This is a genomic window from Sphingomonas sp. FUKUSWIS1 (assembly GCF_000733135.1).
In the GTDB taxonomy this organism is placed as follows: domain Bacteria; phylum Pseudomonadota; class Alphaproteobacteria; order Sphingomonadales; family Sphingomonadaceae; genus Sphingomonas; species Sphingomonas aerolata.
The window spans coordinates 98,792-116,960 of record NZ_JPJC01000229.1 but is presented as its reverse complement, the minus strand read 5'-3'; the positions used below and the strand labels follow the sequence as shown (position 1 = coordinate 116,960).

Sequence of the window (18,169 nt, the reverse complement as noted above, 5' to 3'; positions counted from 1 at the left end):
CGGGCAGCAATCCTGCCCGCCGATCAACTGAGGAGACACCTATGCCTGACCTTATCGCCACCCGCGACATGAGGTACGCGACCCGCGCGCTTCAGGCGGGCGACCCATTCCAGGCGAGCAACCAAGACGCCCGCGTCCTGATTGCGATCAAGAAGGCGCGACCAGCTGACGCGTCGGCAGATCCGTCTGCCACGGCGCCGACTCTCGATGAACTGCGTGACAAGGCCGCCAAGCTCGGCATCACCGTCAGCATGCGCTGGGGCGACAAGCGCCTGCTCGAAGAGATCGCTAAGGTTGCGAGCGCCTGATGCGGATCCTCGGCCGGGAGTTCGGGCGCTCCCGGCAGATCACCACCGGGCAGGCCGAACCCGAAACTGAAGGCGGCCTGCCCATCATTCGCGAGAAGGCGGCGCGCATCGTCAGCACGCCGTCTGGACCTTGGATGCCGATCGTCCGCGAGAGCTATAGCGGTGCGTGGCAGCAGAATGTCGAGGTCAACCAGACCGCGGTGCTGGCCTTCCACGCCGTCTTTTCGTGCATGACGCTCATCGCGTCGGACATCTCGAAGCTGCGCGTCAAGCTGGTCAGCCAGGACACGCATGGCATCTGGGCCGAGACCACCCGCCCCGCCTATTCGCCGGTGCTGCGCAAGCCCAACAGCTTCCAGACCCGGATCCAGTTCTTCGAATCGTGGTTCCTGTCGAAGCTCAGCAGCGGCAACACCTATGTCCTCAAGCGCCGCGACGCGCGCAACGTCGTGATCGCACTCTACGTGCTCGACCCTCATCGGGTGAAGCCGCTAGTCGCCGACGACGGCAGCATCTTCTACGAGCTGCAACAGGACGATATCTCGGAGATCAGTGGCCCGATGGTCGTGCCGGCGCGCGAGATCATCCACGACCGGTTCAACTGCCTATTTCACCCGCTGGTCGGCGTATCGCCAATCTATGCGAACGGCCTAGCTGCGACGCAGGGGCTGCGTATCCAGGACAATTCGGCCGTCTTCTTCGGCAACCAGTCGCGCCCGGGCGGCTTGCTGTCGGCACCGGGCAAGATCAGCCCTGATTCCGCAGCGGAGCTTAAAGCCAACTGGTACGAGTATTACGGCGGCAAAAACTCTGGCCGCGTCGCCGTGCTCGGCGATGGCCTGAAATATGAGCACATGGCCGTCACCGCCAAGGATGCCGAGCTGATCGACCAGCTGAAGTGGACCGCCGAGGTGGTCTGCTCGACGTTCCATGTGCCGCCCTACAAGCTGGGGATCGGCAACCTGCCGACCAACAGCAACGTCGAGAGCCTAAACCTCGAATATTACACGCAGGCGCTGCAATCGCTGATCGAGGCGGCCGAGCTGTGCCTCGATGAGGGGCTCGGCATCGGCGAGGGCATGGGCATCGGCACCGAGTTCGACCTCGACGGCCTGCTGCGCATGGACACCAAGGCGCTGATCGAAGCCGAAGCCATGGCGACCAAGTCGGGGATCAAGAAGATCAACGAGGCCCGACGCCGGCTTGACTTGGGGCCGATCACAGGCGGCGACACGGCGTACCTGCAAGAGCAGAACTACAGCCTCGAGGCGCTGGCGAAGCGCGACGCACGTGAAGACCCGTTCGCAAAAGGGACGGGTGAGACGGCGGATCCACCAACGCCGGATTCTGCTCCCGCCACGGCGGTCACCAACTCGCTTACCGTCGGCGCCTTCCTCCGCCGCCACTACCTAGCGGAGCACGCGGATGTTTGATCTGGATATTCTCGCCGCTGAGATTGCCGCGATGGTGAAGGCATCGGTAGCATCCGTTGCCGCCCCGTTGCTTGGTCGCATCGCAGAGCTTGAGCAGCGTGCGGCTGGACGTGACGACTTCGCCGTGAGGCGAATGATTGACGATGCGATCGCCGCCCTGCCCGCGCCGCGCGACGGCACCAGCATTACGGTCGCCGACGTCGAGCCCCTTGTCGCCACCGCAGTTGCGCGCGCAGTCGGTGATCTGCCCCCGGCGAAGGATGGCGTCAGCGTCACGCTTGACGACGTGAAGCCGCTGATCGCCGCTGAGACGGAACGAGCGGTAGCGGCACTGCCGCTGCCCGACTTGGTCGCACCGGTCGAGACCGCTGTTGCTGCGGCAGTGGCGGCGCTGCCGCCCGCGATCGATGGCAAGAGCGTCACGCTCGACGATGTGCGCCCGCTGATTGCTCAGGAAGCCGAGCGCGCTGTCGCCGCGCTGCCTTCGGTTGACGTCATTGCGCCGGTCGAGGCGGCGGTTGCGGCCGCAGTATCGGCGCTGCCGGTGCCGGCCGACGGCAAGAGCGTCACGGTCGCTGATGTCGAGCCGATCATCGCTGGGGCCGTAGCATCCGCAGTCGCGGCAATGCCAACCCCTGCCGATGGCAAGAGCGTCACGATCGCCGACGTCGAGCCGATCATCGCATCGGCCGTCGAGCGCGCTGTTGCTGCGCTGCCCGTTGCCAAGGACGGCGTCGGCCTCGCTGGCGCGATGATCGACCGCACCGGTGCGCTTGTCGTGACTCTGAGCGACGGCAAGATGTGCCCGCTTGGTCGCGTCGATGGGAAGGACGGCGACCCCGGCTTGGGCTTCGACGATATGTCGATCGAGCAGACCGGGGAGCGCCAGGCGACCCTCAAGTTCGTCCGCGGTGAGCAGGTGAAGACCTTCGACCTCACTGTGCCGGCAGTGATCGACCGCGGCGTGTTCAAGGAAGGGCAGGCCTATACGCTCGGCGACGCTGTCACCTTCGGCGGCTCGCTCTGGATTGCGCAGAAGGACACCGGCGAAAAGCCGGACGGCCCTGACACCGGCTGGCGGCTGGCGGTGAAGAAGGGGCGCGATGGGCGCGATCTTACCCGTGGCTGAGCTCGTCACCCTCGCGGACGTGAAAACGCACCTTCGCCTAGGCTCGTCTGATCGTGAGGACGCATATCTCGCCATCCTCATCGCAGCAGCTGTGCGAGCGATTGAGGGCGCCACGGGGTGCGACTTCGTCAACGATCTGTCGGCGACGGCGCTGCGCGATCGCGCCGTTGCCGCCCAAGCGGCGCTGCTGCTCGTCGGGCAATGGTATGCCAATCGCGAGGCGGCGGGACAAAACCTGACGGAATTGCCGCTGGCGATCACCTTCCTCATCGCCCCCCTGCGCAAGTTCGTCGTATGACCCAGCTCTCTGCCGGCGAATTGCCCGACTTCATCCGCATCGAGCGCCCCGTAGCCGATGACAGCCTCGACGGCGCCGGGTCAGGCAACTGGGCGCTGGTCGACGAAGTCTGGGCCGGTGTCGTCGACATGCTGCCGAGCCGTGGTGAAAAGCTCGCCGGAGGGATCAACGTTGCAGCGCGTCCGGCACGGGTGCGTATGCGGGCGCGCGACGATGTGACGCCCGACATGCGCTTCGTCATGGATGGGCGCATCATGCAGATCGTCGCCGGGCCAGCGCTGATTCGCCAACGCTCGGGCATCGAGTTCATGGTCGAGGACTATACCTCGGCGGGTAACGCGGCCTGATGCCGAGCGTCAAAGGTCAGGCAGAGGTCGAGCGTTTCATCGCCAGCCTACCTGCGCAAATCGAAGCCAAGCTGCTGCGCGGTGCGGCGCGCGCTGGCGGCAAGGTGTTGCTCGACGAGACGAAGAGCCGCTCCCCGGCAGCCGAGGTGACCGAGGCGCTTACGCTGCGCACCAACAGCGAGCCGGGGCGGATTGTGGTCAAGGTCAGCGTCAAAGGTCACTGGCCTCGTTCGCTCGCGATCTGGGCAGAATACGGCACAGACCCGCATTTCATCACGGTCGATGACAGCCAGCGAGAGGGCAAGAGCGTCCGCCGCATCAATGAGACCGGCGGCGGGTCGTTGCGAATTGGCGGCAGCTTTGTCGGCAAGACGGTCCACCACCCTGGTGCCAAAGCCAACCCGTTCATGCGTCCCTCGCTCGATCTCAGCGCCGCAGCCGCCCGTGCCGCGATGCAGACTTACGTCAATGCCCGCGTCACGCGCGGCGGCATCATCGGCAGCGACGAACCGGAAGGGACCGACGAATGAGCGGGGTCGAGATCGTCGGTGACCTGCTGCGCGCTTACGAGCCGCTGACCGAGCTGATGGAGCCAGCAAGCATCAAGGCCGGCAAGCTTCCCGATAACGTGGTGCTGCCCGCGATTCTGATCCGCAGCGTGACCCTGGTCGATCGCCAACGCCTGAAGCGGGAGCCGCTGACCCGTTCCGTCGAGCGCGTGTCCGTGGCGGTGCGGGCCGCGAATTATCGAGATCAGAAGGCCGCAATCAAGCTCATCCGGCGGTGCTGCCGGGACGTGATCGGCGATCTTTCGGGCTGTTTTCGTGTCTCGATCCTTACCGCGGGCACCGGCCCTGATGTCGGCGGTCCGGCGAACAGCTTCGAGCAGACCCAAGACTTCCGCGTCAGCTTCGACGCGGCAGCGTGAGAGAAAAGGAACCTACCATGTCCGACACCAAGCCCAAGACGATCCGCGGCAAGGCGACCCGCGATTTCACCGACGCCGGCACCGAGCGCCGCTTCGACGCTGGCAAGACCCACGATTTCACCGAGGGCGAGTTCGTCAACTTCGCAGCCGCTGGGCTGGTCGAGGCCGTCGACAGTGCCGCTGACCCGAAGGCCAAGCCCGCCGCCTAACCCACGTGCCCGCCGCCCGGCGGGCGCCACCCCGCCGGCCCTGCCGGTATTAAATCACGAGGATCATCACCATGGGTTCACAGACTGCCGCAGGCTCCGCGCTTGCGATCTCCGTTACGTCGCCGGCGACTGCCGACGCCACCGGTTACGCCGCTCTGACCTTCACCGATGTCGGCCAGGTCGAAAAGCTTGGCTCGATCGGCGCCAGCTTCGCGAAGGTCGAATTCCAGCCGCTCAAGGGTGCCAAGCAGAAGTTCAAGGGCTCGGCCGACTATGGTGCTCTGCAGCCGTCGATGGCGCTCGACAGCTCCGACGCCGGCCAGGCGATCATGCAGACGTCGGCTGATGACGAGAGCCAGAAGCTCTATTCGTTCCGCGTGACCTATCCGGACGGCGCCAAGCGCTACTTCGGCGGACGCAACTTCGGCATGCCGGAAACCGCCGACGGCGCCGACAGCATGCTGACCGGCGCTCCGACGATCGAGATCTGCACCAAGATCGTCAAGGTCGCGGCGCCGACCACCTGACCCCTTCCCTACCCGGCGCCCGCGACGCCGGTCCTTATGCGCCAGCTCGGCCCGTCGTCGCGGGTCGCGGGCCGGGCTGGCGCACCATCCTCCCGCGAAGGACTATCCCATGACCAAGCTGCTCAACATTGCCTCGCTCGCCGTCGCCGCCACCGCCGCCCTGCACGTCAAGGGCCCCACCGGCGAGCCGCTCTACGCCGACGAGGCTGGCAAGCTCCCTGTCCGCATCCACCTTCACGGCCCCGGCAGCCGCGCTTATGGCGCCGTCGAATCGCGCCAGTCCGCGCGCGCGCTAAAGCGCATGCAGGACAACGATGGCAAGATCACCGCGGCGACCCAGGAAGAGCGCATCGCCGAGACGGCCGAAGACCTCGCCGCGATCACCGTGTCGTTCGAGAACTTCGACTATCAGCCCGAGGGGGCCAGCCTCACCGGGCAGGACATGTTCCGCGCCGCATATGCCGATCAGGGCATTGGCTACATCACCCGCCAGGTTGCAAAGTTTGTCGCCGACTGGGGAAACTTCAAGGCCGCCTCGAAAGCGGCCTGACCCTCTATATTCGGCATATGGCGTGGCTTCAGGCCACGCCAAAGCCGGACCCTCGATCGCGGCGAGCCAAGTTCGTAGAAGACTCGCCTGCTCCCCGGCTCAGCCGGATTGAGAAGATGAAACGCGACAAGATCGTGCCGCCTATGCCGCCCAACCCTGCGCCACATATCACCGACCGGCTGATCGAAATCGGCCTGACCCAAGCGGCCGGCATGGGCGCCGTGCCACTATCGTGGATCGAGATCAACGCGTGGTGCGAACGTACCGCCGTTGACCTTGAGCCATGGGAGGCGCGGCTGATCCGCCGCCTCTCTGCTGCCTACCTCGCCGAAAGCCACAAGGCCGACGTCGAAACCTGCCCGCCCCCGTGGCGAGCAGAGGTGACCGCGCGCGAGCACGAGATCGAAGAAGCCAAGCTCCGCGCCGTGCTGGGCTGACCCTCGAAAGGAGGCCGCGATGATTGATGACGACGGCGCGGCCGCCCTAGAGGTTGGCTTCATCCTCAATACCGAAGGTGCGTTCGCCGAGTTGCTGCGCTTCGGCCAGATGTTCAGCTCCGAGACGCAAGACTTCATCCGCAACTCCGCGCGCATCGAGGCGGCTGCGGGCGGGATCAAGCTTGCCGGCGCCACCAGCGCAGTCGCCAATTTCGGCGCCGCGGCAACCCGCGAGGGTGCCAACGCAGCGCGCGAGTTCGCCCGCGTCGAGAAGGCCGGTGAGGCAATGGCGCGCCAGCTCGAGCGTCAAAACAGCGTGTTTGGCAAAACTCGCGAGGAGGTCCGTAGTGCTACGGCCGAATTCAGAGCGTTCGAAGCGCAACAGCTTGGCCTGACCGAGCTTGCCGGGCGGATCCGCAGCGAAGAGCTGGCCTTGGTCACGGCGACCAACCAGGCTGCGGCAGCGGCAGATGCTCAGGCGGAGGCCCTGCGGCAAGCTGCCTATGCTCACCAGCTGTTCGAGGCCCGCGTGAAGGCTGGCGCCGTGGCGCTGCGCGAGGAGGAGACAGCGAGCCTTGCCGCTGCTGCTGCGCTTGATGCGCAGGCCCGCCGTCAGGCTGCGCTCGCCAGCGCGATGTTCGAAGCCCGCGCGAAGCAAGGCATGCGCGACTATAACGAGCAGCAGGCAGCGGCAGAGATCGCACAGCGTGAAGCCAATGCGGCCGCCATGCGCCTCGAGGGGCTGGCAGCTGAGCAGTTGGCGCGCGAGCATGGTCAGCTGGCGTCGGCCGTGCGCGCGTCGCATAATGCCCAGGTTGCCGATGCAGCCGCGGCCGAGCAGCTACGCATGTCGACCGACCCCCTTTACGCGGCAACCAAGAAGCTCAATTCCGAAATCGCGGAATCGACGCGGCTGTATCACGCCGGGGCAACCGCGCCGGCTGAATATGCGCGCCAGCAGGAAGTGCTGACTGGTCGCCTGCGGCAAAGCGCGCAGGCGCAAGACGAAATGGACCGCGTCGCTCGCAAGGGCAAGGGCACCCTGACGCAGCTGTCGTTCCAGCTGAACGACGTCGCCACCATGGCGGCGATGGGCGCGGCGCCGTTCCAGATCTTCGCCAGCCAAGCGGGCCAGATCTTTCAGGTCGCGCAGATGGCCGAGGGCGGCGTGAAGGGCTTCGCAGCCGAGATGGGCGGCCTCGCTGTCGCGTTCCTTCCCGCGATCGCGGTCGCGTCCGTCGCTGGCGTCGCGCTCTACCGGTGGAAGGAGCAGATCAACGAAGACGCGGGCATGAAGAAATTCGCCGAGGGTCTCGGGCTGACGTCCAAGGAGATGAAGAAGCTTGGCGATCAGTCGATCACGACCGGCGACATGGTTGCCGGCGTATGGAAGACGATCACCGACGGCCTCAACCTAGGCGGGTCGGGCAAGTCGCTCATGGATTATCTGTTCTCGCCGAACGACGCGCAGCAGGTGCAGGGCTTCCTGGCATCGATCTATGGCACGTTCACTGGCACCTATGCGGCGATCGTCGAGCTGTGGAGCAGCATCTCGACGTCGGTGACGGCGTATGTGTCGGCAGCGGCCGCGGCCGTCGCGCAGTTCTTCGCCCCCGTCGTCGCTGCGGCCCAGTGGGCAGGCAACGGCATCTCGCAGATCTTCAACGCCATCTACAACCGCGTCGCCGGCTGGCTAAAGTCGATCGGCGGGGCAATCAGCGACTTCGCCGGCCCCATCCTGAAGGCCATGGGCCAGAGCGATGCCGCAACGGCGGTGACCAGCGCAGGCAGCAGCCTCGGCAAGGCGTTCGGCAAGGGTTACGCTCGGGGCGCAGGGCAGGTCGTCAACGGGACGAACACGTTCTTCGCCACGGCTGCCGAGAACATCGTCAGCAAGTCGCAGGAGCGTCTGCTCAAGAAGGCCAACGAGATCAAGGCAAACCGGACGCCGAAAGCGCCGCCAAAGCCGAAGGTCGACCGCCATGCGGAAGGGCTGGTGCGCGACGCCGAGGCAATCGAGGCACAAATACGCAACCTCTACGACCTGGCGAACGCTTACGGCGTATCGGGTGCCGCAGCGCTGATCGCCGAGGCTCGTGTGAAGGCCGAGAGTAAGGCGATCAAGCAGCAGGCCGATATCACCGCAGCGGTATCGCGCCAGGTGCAGCTCTCAATTGCGCAACGTGTCTCCGATGCAGCCAAGTCGACGGCGGGCATGCGCGACCAGATCACCGCGCAGCAGCAGGTCAACGCGGCGGTAGCGGCTGGTCTCGTGCCGGCCGAGCGCGCCAATGACCTCATCGCCGCCCAGATCGCCGACTTGCCGCTGCTCGCCGCAGTTCAGGCCGCGCAACAGCTTGGGCTTACCGATGCAGCCGCGCGCGCGACGAAGGCGCTCGAGGATCAGCGGGCCGCGCGAAAGGCGCTGAAGGACACGGAAGAGGTCGGCCGGTTCAACACCGACATGACCGATGGCCGGAAGCAGCTTGCCACACTGGCCGAAGAGCTTCGGCTGGTCGGTGCGACCAATGACGAACGCGAGATCGGCCTGGCGACGCTCAAGGCGACGCAGGAAGCCGAGGCCCGGTTTACCGACCCCACTCGCCGCGCCGCGTACATCGCCCAGCAGGTCGAGATCGCGAAGGGGCATCAGGCCGTCACGAACGCAAACGACGCGCTCAACACGTCGCTCAGCGCCACTGCCGACCTGTTCGACACGGTGGATCAGACCGCGCAGCGCGCCGCGCAGGGCATGGCCGATGCGTTCGGCAGCGTCGGTACGGCGATCGGCGATGCCGCGACGATCATGACCTCCTACTATGCGGACCAGGCGAGTCTGCAGCAGGCGCACGATGCTGCCATCAAGGAAGCGGGCACCGATCAAAACCGCATCGCCCGCGAGAACCAGCTATTCGCGATGCGTACCGCCTCGGCGCAGACCGCCGCCTATGGTGACATGGCAGCCGCGGCGAAGGGCTTTTTCAAGGAAGGTACCGCTGGCTACAAGGCCATGGCTACCGCCGAGAAGGTCTTCCGCGCAATAGAGTTCGCCATGGCGGTAAAGAATGCCGCGGTGCAGCTCGGCCTCATCGGCGGCGTTACAACGGCGCGCACGGTCGCTGCGGCAACCGGCGTCGCGACCGACACCGCGTTCACCGCGACCAGCGTCGTGAATGCCGGGATGCGCGCCGCAGCGGACGGTACCGCTGCGATGGCGAAGACTGCGTCATCCTCGCCATTCCCGTTCAACCTCGCAGGCATGGCTGTGATGGCCGCTGCACTTGCGTCGCTCGGCATCTTCACCGGCTTTTTCGGTGGCGGCGGCGGCAAGAACACGCTCGCCAAGGCAAACGACGGCACCGGTACCGTGCTTGGGGATACCAGCGCGCAGTCGGAAAGCCTCAAGCGATCGATGGACGCGTTGAAGGAGGTCGATACCTTGACCAACACCTACGCGCGCCAGATGGCAGCATCCCTCAAGTCGATCGACAGCCAGATCGGCAACGTCGCGGCGCTGGTCGTTCGTGCTGGCGACGTCAACGCTTCGGCTGGCGTGAAGGAAGGCTTCGCCTCCGACACCACCGGCAAGCTGTTGTCCGGCATCGTGACCGGGGGTGGGCTGTTCAGCAAGATCCCGGTGGTCGGCAGCATCATCGGCGCCGTCGGCAGCCTGATCGGTTCGCTGTTCGGGTCGAAGACGACCGTCGTCGGCAGCGGCCTCTACGGCAAGGATCAGCAGCTCGGCAGCGTCCTGGGCGGCGGCTTTGATGCGTCCTATTATTCGGACGTCGAGAAGAAGAAGAAGTTCCTCGGGATCAGCACCGGCACGTCCTACTCGACGAAATATACCGGCGCGGACGCTGGCCTCGAAAACCAGTTCACGCTGATCCTGAAGCAGTTCAACGACGCGATCGCCGCGTCCGCGGGACCGCTCGGCATCGCCACCGGTGACGTGCAGGCCCGCCTCAACAGCTTCGTCGTCAGCATCGGGAAGATCGATCTCAAGGACCTCACCGGCGAGCAGATCCAAGAGAAGCTGACCGCGGTGTTTGGCGCTGCCGCTGACAAGATGGCGGCGACTGCAATCCCGGGTCTCGAGCGCTTCCAGAAAGTAGGGGAAGGCGCTTTCGAGACGCTCGTCCGCGTCGCGTCGACGGTCGAAGCGGTCGGCACTGCGCTGGATCTGCTCGGCACTGCCACTCGCGGTTTCAGCATCGACGCCAAGCTTGCACTGGCCGACCAGTTCGACAGCGTCAGCGACCTGACCAGTGCCGCGAGCGCTTATTTCGAGGCGTTCTACAGCAAGGAAGAGCAGGCCGCCGCCAAGACGGCGCAGTTCGCCAAGGTGTTCGACAGCCTCGGAATGGCGATGCCGGCAAGCCTTGCCGGTTTCCGCCAGCTCGTCGAGGCACAGGATCTCAACACCGCCGCGGGGCAGTCGGCTTACGGCACGCTGCTCAAGCTCGCGCCGGCGTTCGCCGACCTGCAGTCCGCGATGGAGAGCGCCCGGAGCGCGGCCGATATCGCAGCCGAGCGGCAAGACCTCGAGCGCAAGCTGCTCGAATTGAAGGGCGACACCGCGACGCTGCGCGCCCTCGACCTTGCCAAGCTCGACGTCAGCAACCGCGCCTTGCAGCAGCAGATCTGGGCGATCCAGGATGCACAGGAAGCGACCAAGGCTGCCGAGGCGCTGCGCGACGCTTGGACGTCGGTCGGTGACGGTCTCATGGACGAGGTGAAGCGCATTCGCGGGTTGACCGACGCAGGCAACGGCAATGGCTTTGCCGCCCTGCAGGGACAGTTCAACACGGCGACCAGCGCCGCGCGCAGCGGTGATCAGGATGCGGCCAAGACCCTGCCGGCGCTCAGCCAGGCGCTGCTGACGGCTGCGGCTGAGCAGGCGACCAGCCGGCAGGAGCTGGAACGCGTGCGGGCCATGACCGCCGCCAGCCTCGAGGCGACCTATGGCGTGATCAGCGCGCTCGGCAACGGCACCACCGCGCCGACCACCGAGCAGATGACCAGCCGGCAGGAGCTCGACCGGGTGCAGGCGATGAATGACGCCAGCCGCCAAGCCGCCTATGGCGTCGTTAGCGCGCTCGCGGGCAGTACCGCCGCGTCGGGTCGCGCCGCCACGCCGATCGATACCATGATCACGGCCGCCAACGTCGCGACCGGCAAGGCGCCCGCGCCGGCCAACGACGATCTGATCGTCAGCGCCATCGAGGCCTTGCAGGAGGAGGTCGCCGGCCTGCGCCGTGAAAATGGTTCTGCGCAGTCCGAGATCGCCCGCCATGCCAAGGGGATCGATCGTAAGCTTGACGATGTCACGGCCGATCATAACGGCATGGCGTTCAGCGTCGGCAATGCGAGCGCCGCCTGATGAAGGTCGTCACCTCCGCAGGCGCGATCGAGCTCGGCACCGTCGAGACGGCGCCAACGATCGGCGTCATAGACTACAGCCGGCGGGTCACCGACGAATTCGGGGTGACCACGGTTGTGCAGCGCGGTTTCGCGCGTCGCATGACGGTGCGCCTCGCTGTGCCGTTCGACGACGTCGACACGATCCAGCGCCAGCTCGCCGAGCTTCGTGCCACCTCGGCGACGTGGATCGCCGACGATCGCTTCGGCAGCCTATCCGTCCGCGGGTTCTACAAGGAATTCGAGGTCGATCACGCGACCGCGCCGCTCAGCTATTGCACGCTGACGGTCGAGGGGATGACCGGCGAGGAGGCGTTCACAGACGACGGCTCCGATCCGGCCCCGGTTGGTCAGGCGTCCAGCCTTCAGCTGCTGCAGCCGATCGCGATCACAGACGCCGTGCTGACGTCGAGCAGCGTACCCGAAGATGACGCCATCGAGTGGACGGCAGCCGGCGGCTACGCCTTGGGGCAGCGCGTCATCCGGCGTTCGACGCACCGCGTCTGGGAAAGCCTGATCGAGCGGAACGTCGGTCATGACCCGGCGACCACGACGGGCGCATGGCTCGACGTCGGACCGACGAACCGCTGGGCGATGTTCGACCAGGCGCTTGGGTCCGTCACCACCGACGAGGCGCCGATCGTTGTCACGTTGCGGCCCGGGCCCGCGGCATCCGGGCTCGCGATCCTCGATTGCAACGCCGCGACCGTCCGCGTCCAGGCGCCCGGATATGACCGCACCGTTGCGCCGTCGGGCGGCTCCGGCGCCGCGCTGTTCCTGGATCTGTCGCTGGCGGCCGGCGCCAGCATCACGGTGATGCTGACACCTTTCGGCAAAGCCGCAACGCGTGTCGTCTGGGACGATGGTTTCGCATGGGACGACTCTGTCTCGTGGCAGGACACGGTCGCTGGGACCGCCACGGTGGAACCGCCAACCTGGTCAGATGACGAAGGCGTGAGCGACATCACAGAGTGGCAGGACAGCCGCGGTGGCGATGGTACCGTATTCGTCGGCACCATGCTGCTCGGCATATTGCGGCCGCTCGGTATCACCGAGGGTTCGGCGACGTCGGGCATCACCGACTACAGCCGGCGCGAGACGGACGAGTTCGGCGAGACAATGATCGTCCCGCGCGCCTGGGCGAAGCGGATGGCCGGCAAGGCGCTGATCCGGACCGACGCGGTCGATCAGGTCGTCGGACGGATCGCAGCGGTTCGCGCGGTTCCGTCGCTGTGGCTTGGCGACGCCGGTGTCGACAGCCTCATCGTCTACGGCTTCTTCAAAGACTTCAGCGTCGAGGTCGGCGAAACGCTGAGCAAGCTAACGCTGTCGATCGAGGGCTTCAGTGAGGCAAGAACCCCGGCGCCACTGACGATCCCTTGGGAGAATGTCAGCGGCACGAAGCCGACCGAGAACGCCGACAACACCGGTGAAAACACGTCGAAGGACACTGGCGCGGTTGCGGGGGTGCCGGCGAAACAGGTCATTGCTGACGCGGCCTCGGTAAAGCAGCGCTCGGACATCCTCGAGAACATCACGATCCCGGCGATCAACAGCGCAGTCGCGGCGGCCAATGCCCTGATCAAGACGGCCGGGGCGAAGGCAGATGCGGCGCTGGCTGACCTCAATGCCAAGCTGCTCGCGTCCGGGATCGTCCTCGACGCGGCGCTGGCCAAAGCTGATAGCAAACTGGTCGAGGCGCGCGTCACAGCCGACCTAGCTGTCAGCCGGGCAAATAACCGCATCGATGCGGCAATGACCGACCTTAACGCCGAAGCGAACCGGGCGCAGGGCAAGGACGAGCTGCTCGATCGTCGCATCGACAGCCTGACCGTCGTCACCAACAAGAACGACGGTGAGGTTCGCGCGCTGATCGAGACGGAGCGGCTGGTCCGCACCGATGACGTCCGCGCGATCGCGCAACGCATCGACACCGTCGTCACCGATTACACGAGCCGGGACAGCGTCACCAACACGCGGATTACGACGCAAGTCACCGCCCTGTCCGCTGCCGATAGGGCGTTGGGCGAGCGGATCGACACCGTCACCACTGAGTTCAAGGCGGCGGACTCCGCGACCAGCACGCGGATCACGGACTCGGTTGCCGCTCTCTCCGCTGCTGACGAGGCTATCGGCAAGCGCGTCGACTCCATCGTAACCGACGTCACCACGAAAGACACCGCCACCCGGGCGGAGATCAGCCGGGTCGAACTCGCCTCGTCGACCCGCGACACCGCGCTTGGGCAGCGCATCGATACCGTCGTGACGGACTATACAGGCCGCGACAGCGCCACCAACACGCGCATCACGACCCAGGTCACCGCGTTATCTGCCGCGGACAAGGCGCTCGGCGAGCGTATCGACACCGTCACCACTGATTTCAAAGCGGCGGATGCGGCGACCAGCACGCGGATTACCAATGCGGTCACTGCCCTTTCCGACGCCGACACGGCAATCGGCAAGCGCGTCGACTCCATCGTGACCGACGTCGCCACCAAGGATACCGCCACTCGCGCCGAGATCGGCCGGGTCGAGCTTGCGTCGTCCACCCGCGACACGGCACTTGGGCAGCGGATCGACACGGTTACCGCCAATTACCAGTCTGCCAACACAGCCACAAACACCCGGATCACCGACACGGCGCGCGCCTTTGCGGATGCCGACCAGGCAATCGGGCAGCGCATTTCCGAGGTGCAAAGCAGCTTCGCGCCTGGTGGTGGAAACCTCATCAGCAACACCGACTTCGTCACGACAGACGGCTGGTCGGAGAACTATAATCCGAGCCGGCCCACTTACGGGATCAACATCGCCGGGGACCCCTATCATCCGTCCGGCGAGAACGTTCTTTCGATATTGCAGCTCGGCCGTGTGGGCGGCGGGGATACCTATTTCGACTGGATCTCAAGCCCCGTTCCGGTGAGGGCCGGGGACTATGTGCAGTTCTCGGTTATGTGCGCATCGCATCGAGCCAGCACCCAAAGTTACCTCGGCTGGCGTGATCGCGATGGCGTCGTCTTCCTGTACACAGTCGGCAACATTAACACCTCAACGGAGAGCTTAGCTAACGACCCCGCCCTTTTTAAGCGGTCGGGTCAGCTGTCCGTTCAAGTCCCGCCTAACGCCGTTGCGGCCTTCCTGCTCATGCGGAAGCTGGATACCTACGCAGGGCAGGATAACAGCTACGCCTGGTTCTGGCGTCCGTACATCGGCGGTGCTCGTCAGGGCCAAAACGCTTGGAATGATTGGTCATCGGGTAGCGCGCGGGCTGTGCAGGCCGCCACAGCTGCTCGCGTCGCTACCAGCATCGATACCCTGGCCGACGCTGACCGTGCGATCGGGCGACGGATCGACACGGTCAGTGCCGACTATATCAGCCGGGATAGCGCGACAAACGCTCGCGTAGACCAAACAGTAAGCGCAATGAGCGAAGGCGATCGCGCGCTCGGCATTCGGGTCGACAGCGTCGCGGCCAACCTGGTGACCACTGACAGCGCAGTGCGCGCCGAGATCGGCCGGGTCGAGCGGACATCGGTCGATCGAGACACGGCGCTAGGGCAGCGCAGCGACACGATCACGGCATCGCTCAACGCCGCCAGCGGACGGCTGTCGACGGTCGAAACCGCGGTAACCGACGGCAGGTTCGCCACGGCGCAGCGTGTCAGCAACCTCGAAGCGCAGGTGTCCGGCTCCGGCGGCGACTTGACGGCAAAGATCGACGAGCGGCTCACCGTTGTCGTCGATCCCAAGATTGGGGCAGTTGCTCAAAGCCTCAGCGATCTGCGGAGCGCGTATAACGGTACCGCAGCGACAGTTTCACAGCAGGCCGGCACCCTCGCGGACGTAAAGGGACGCACAGCCGCTTACTGGCGCACCACGGCGGTCGCCGGAAACAATCGCGCCCAAATCACGATCAGCGCCGATGCAAATGCTGGCGCTGGCGTCGACATCATCGGCGACGTGTCGATCAACGGCAATCTGCTGGTGTCCGGGTCGGTGGTAACCGATCGCATCGCTTTGAATGGCGTGACCAACACGGTCGCGATCGCCGGCATGAGCGGCGGCGTAAGCCCCGAAGACACGGGTGAAACCGGACGGGTTTATATCACTAGCACCGGCGGCACGATGAAGGTCGACGTACAGGCCGATGGCACTCGGACCGGTGGCTCCGGCAACATGCGAGCGCAGCTATTTGCAGCATACAACGGAACTGAGCTGGCTCTGTCGCGCGAAGTGGCATTCTCGCCATCAAATACAGCGGTTCCTGTCGGCTTCTTCCAGATTATCCAATTTCCGGCGGGGACAGCCGTGCAGTTTTTCCTCCGCTTCTTCGTCACCACCACAAACACGACGTGGACCTATACCAGTGCCGCAATCGCGGTGACTGAATTCAAGCGCTAGTCCCGGAGCTTCATAATGGAACATTGGATCATCTACGACCTTGCCTCCGGCGAGGAGCTCTGGCGTGGCGGCGGGTCAGTCGGATCTGCCGCGCAGCAGCAGTTGGCTGAAGGCATGGGCATGGTCATGGTGCCGGCTCAGGTCGTGCGTGCACCGACCCTCGATCTTGACGCCCTGCGTGACGCAAGCGCCGTGAAGATCGATGCCGAAGCCGAACTCATCCGCCAACGCATTCTGACGCCAGGCGCCGGGCAGGCCATGACGTATCAGCGCAAAGAGGCGGAAGCGCGTGCATGGTCGATTGATAACGACACCACCACGCCGTTCCTGTCTGCCGAGGCGGCCGCGCGCGGAGTGACGATCGCCGACCTCGCGGCCGAGGTCATCCAGCTTGCCGACGCATGGGTGGCAATCGGCGCTGCGATCGAGGGGCTGCGCATGGGCGCGAAGGCCGCGGTGGGCCGCGCCGCGAACCTCGGCGCGATCGTCGCTGCAGGCAAGGTCGACTGGTCAGTCCTCAATGGCTGAGCGCTTCTGGCTCGGGCTGCGCCAGCTGCTCGTTGCGGTTGATCAACTCGTCTACATCCTGATCGCCGTGCCGATCTATGTTGTCGCGGGCGGGCCAACCCCGTCGGCTGACGAGACGATTTCCAGTCGCGTCGGCCGCGCTGCAATCAAGGGGCATCGCTGGGGGCTTATCCTCGAAGCGATCATCGACCGCCTCTTCGTCCTCATCGGCGCGGCGCCAGAACACTGCCGGCGCAATGTCGAAACCGCCTTCCTGGGCTGCGCGCCCAAACCCTGAGGGATCCTACCATGAAGAACGCGAGCAACGCGGCCGTCCCGGTCGCGGGAAGGGATGACGCATGAGCGTGACAGCCACGAGCAACTACATTGGCGAGGCGATGCGGTCGACGGCCGCGCTGGCGCCTCCCTCCCTCGCGAATAACCCAGGCCTGCTGGCGTGGAACCTGTTCGTCATGACCGCGGCCATGTGTCTCGGGTTGATGATGGCGGGCAAGCAGGCGCGGCGGATCTGGGCGGCGCGCGCGTTTGACCATCCAACCGATCCCGTCTCGATCTATCGGTTCGTCATTTTCCTTGCCGGGTGCGCGGTCGCCAGCCGGGGCGGCGCCGAGGCGATCAGCCTTTGGTCGTGGAGCTCGGGCGACGCCCACACCATCGAGCGGGTGGCGGAACTCAAGCGATGGCTTGATCCCGTCTCGGTCGGTTGCGGTTTCTTGTGGATGGCCCTGCATATCCTCGCTGAGCCGATGCTCGAGTTCCAGCTGCGCAAAGCCCCCCTGCCCGTCGACATGTGGTCACGGTGGCCGCAGCTGCGCCGGCCGATCGCCATCCTCGTCGTGAGCCTTGCAATGGCAACCGCTGCCGTCGGGCTGCGGTAATGCGGGAGGGGGCTATCGCAGCGGTACCGGGCGTATCGGTACCGGTTATCTGGTCATTCCTCGGGTACAGCTTCCCGGCCGGATCGATGATCGTTGGGCTTCTCGCCTGTCTCATGATCCGGCTGTTCATCACGCTCGACACGCCGGGCCCGAAACGCTGGCTGCTCGATATGATCATCACCGGGATCGCGATGCTGGTCACCGCGGTCTGGATCGCAGAGCACCAAGTCGACCTATTCGCAGCGCTCGGCACGGGCGGCGCGCTGGGCGCTATCGGCACCGGCATCATCACCTTCTTCAAGCGCCGCGGGCAGAACGCGATCGATGCGCTCGATGCCGCTCTGCCGGGCAAGCCGGTAGTACCGGCGGACATGACCGCCACCCTGCGCGAACTCGACAAGTAGGAATAACGGCCCGCCCCCAAGGATCAGTCAAGGACGGGCCGGCCAACCGCTCTTCCGTAGCAGCTGGCGTGCAATCCAACGCCGCACTGCGCTTGCAATGTCAAGGTAACGGCCCGCCCAACCGGGAGGGGTTCGTGGCGGGCCGACCGGGACGCATTGGGGTACTCCCGGCGCGTCGAGAACGACCAAACTCCCCGATGGCTTCACAGCGAAAGAAATAATAATGACGACGGCATCAGAGCCGGCGTGGCTTCGCCATGCCCGGTCGCTTCTTGGCACCCGCGAAATAGTCGGACGCACGCACAACAATGCCCTGATCGCGTTCCTTAACACGGCGCGCAAATGGAACGGCGTGATCTGGAAAGACGACGAGA

The 18,169-nt window shown here is 65.4% G+C and carries 17 protein-coding genes; all 17 read left to right on the top strand.

Going from position 1 to position 18,169, the window contains the following annotated elements:
- A partial coding sequence (locus sphsw_RS19880; RefSeq protein WP_235188403.1) for a hypothetical protein occupies positions 1-308 on the top strand: 308 nt, incomplete at its 5' end.
- Entirely contained in the window at positions 308-1,741 is a 1,434-nt protein-coding gene (locus sphsw_RS14105) for a phage portal protein (RefSeq protein WP_081874332.1), read from the top strand. The genes sphsw_RS19880 and sphsw_RS14105, both read left to right, overlap by 1 nt.
- A 382-nt stretch (positions 1,742-2,123) precedes the next feature.
- Positions 2,124-2,870 (top strand): hypothetical protein, encoded by a 747-nt coding sequence (locus sphsw_RS18415; protein ID WP_235188402.1) that lies wholly within the window; start codon positions 2,124-2,126, stop codon positions 2,868-2,870.
- Positions 2,863-3,168 carry a head-tail connector protein gene (locus tag sphsw_RS14095; protein WP_052380949.1) on the top strand — a complete coding sequence of 102 codons (306 nt, stop codon included), beginning with the start codon at positions 2,863-2,865 and terminating at the stop codon, positions 3,166-3,168. The genes sphsw_RS18415 and sphsw_RS14095 overlap by 8 nt, the downstream gene beginning before the upstream one ends.
- Positions 3,165-3,515, top strand: coding sequence for a head-tail adaptor protein (locus sphsw_RS14090; RefSeq protein WP_031441165.1), 351 nt, complete (start codon positions 3,165-3,167; stop codon positions 3,513-3,515). Before sphsw_RS14095 ends, sphsw_RS14090 begins: the two co-directional genes overlap by 4 nt.
- A complete protein-coding gene (locus sphsw_RS14085; RefSeq protein ID WP_031441164.1) occupies positions 3,515-4,045 on the top strand; it encodes a hypothetical protein in 531 nt (176 codons plus the stop codon). The genes sphsw_RS14090 and sphsw_RS14085 overlap by 1 nt, the downstream gene beginning before the upstream one ends.
- Complete coding sequence (locus tag sphsw_RS14080; RefSeq protein WP_031441163.1) at positions 4,042-4,443, top strand: hypothetical protein; 402 nt, start codon at positions 4,042-4,044, stop codon at positions 4,441-4,443. The genes sphsw_RS14085 and sphsw_RS14080 overlap by 4 nt, the downstream gene beginning before the upstream one ends.
- 17 nt (positions 4,444-4,460) lie before the next feature.
- Complete coding sequence (locus sphsw_RS14075) at positions 4,461-4,652, top strand: hypothetical protein (protein WP_031441162.1); 192 nt, start codon at positions 4,461-4,463, stop codon at positions 4,650-4,652.
- 71 nt (positions 4,653-4,723) lie between these two features.
- Positions 4,724-5,179: a hypothetical protein gene (locus tag sphsw_RS14070; RefSeq protein ID WP_031441161.1), complete on the top strand. Its 456-nt coding sequence runs from the start codon at positions 4,724-4,726 to the stop codon at positions 5,177-5,179.
- A gap of 109 nt (positions 5,180-5,288) precedes the next feature.
- A complete protein-coding gene (locus sphsw_RS20090; RefSeq protein WP_031441160.1) occupies positions 5,289-5,729 on the top strand; it encodes a hypothetical protein in 441 nt (146 codons plus the stop codon).
- 116 nt (positions 5,730-5,845) lie between these two features.
- Positions 5,846-6,166: a phage tail assembly chaperone gene (locus tag sphsw_RS14060; RefSeq protein WP_235188401.1), complete on the top strand. Its 321-nt coding sequence runs from the start codon at positions 5,846-5,848 to the stop codon at positions 6,164-6,166.
- Positions 6,167-6,185: 19 nt separating this feature from the next.
- Positions 6,186-11,549, top strand: coding sequence for a hypothetical protein (locus tag sphsw_RS14055; protein WP_031441159.1), 5,364 nt, complete (start codon positions 6,186-6,188; stop codon positions 11,547-11,549).
- Positions 11,549-15,985: a hypothetical protein gene (locus tag sphsw_RS18410; protein WP_031441158.1), complete on the top strand. Its 4,437-nt coding sequence runs from the start codon at positions 11,549-11,551 to the stop codon at positions 15,983-15,985. The genes sphsw_RS14055 and sphsw_RS18410 overlap by 1 nt, the downstream gene beginning before the upstream one ends.
- Positions 15,986-16,000: 15 nt before the next feature.
- Entirely contained in the window at positions 16,001-16,513 is a 513-nt protein-coding gene (locus sphsw_RS18405) for a hypothetical protein (protein ID WP_031441157.1), read from the top strand.
- On the top strand, positions 16,506-16,790 hold the full coding sequence (locus tag sphsw_RS14040; protein ID WP_031441156.1) for a hypothetical protein: 285 nt from the start codon (positions 16,506-16,508) through the stop codon (positions 16,788-16,790). The genes sphsw_RS18405 and sphsw_RS14040 overlap by 8 nt, the downstream gene beginning before the upstream one ends.
- 61 nt (positions 16,791-16,851) lie before the next feature.
- Positions 16,852-17,391 carry a hypothetical protein gene (locus tag sphsw_RS14035; RefSeq protein WP_031441155.1) on the top strand — a complete coding sequence of 180 codons (540 nt, stop codon included), beginning with the start codon at positions 16,852-16,854 and terminating at the stop codon, positions 17,389-17,391.
- Positions 17,392-17,477: 86 nt separating this feature from the next.
- Positions 17,478-17,795, top strand: coding sequence for a hypothetical protein (locus tag sphsw_RS18400; RefSeq protein ID WP_052380948.1), 318 nt, complete (start codon positions 17,478-17,480; stop codon positions 17,793-17,795).
- Positions 17,796-18,169: the final 374 nt, after the last annotated feature.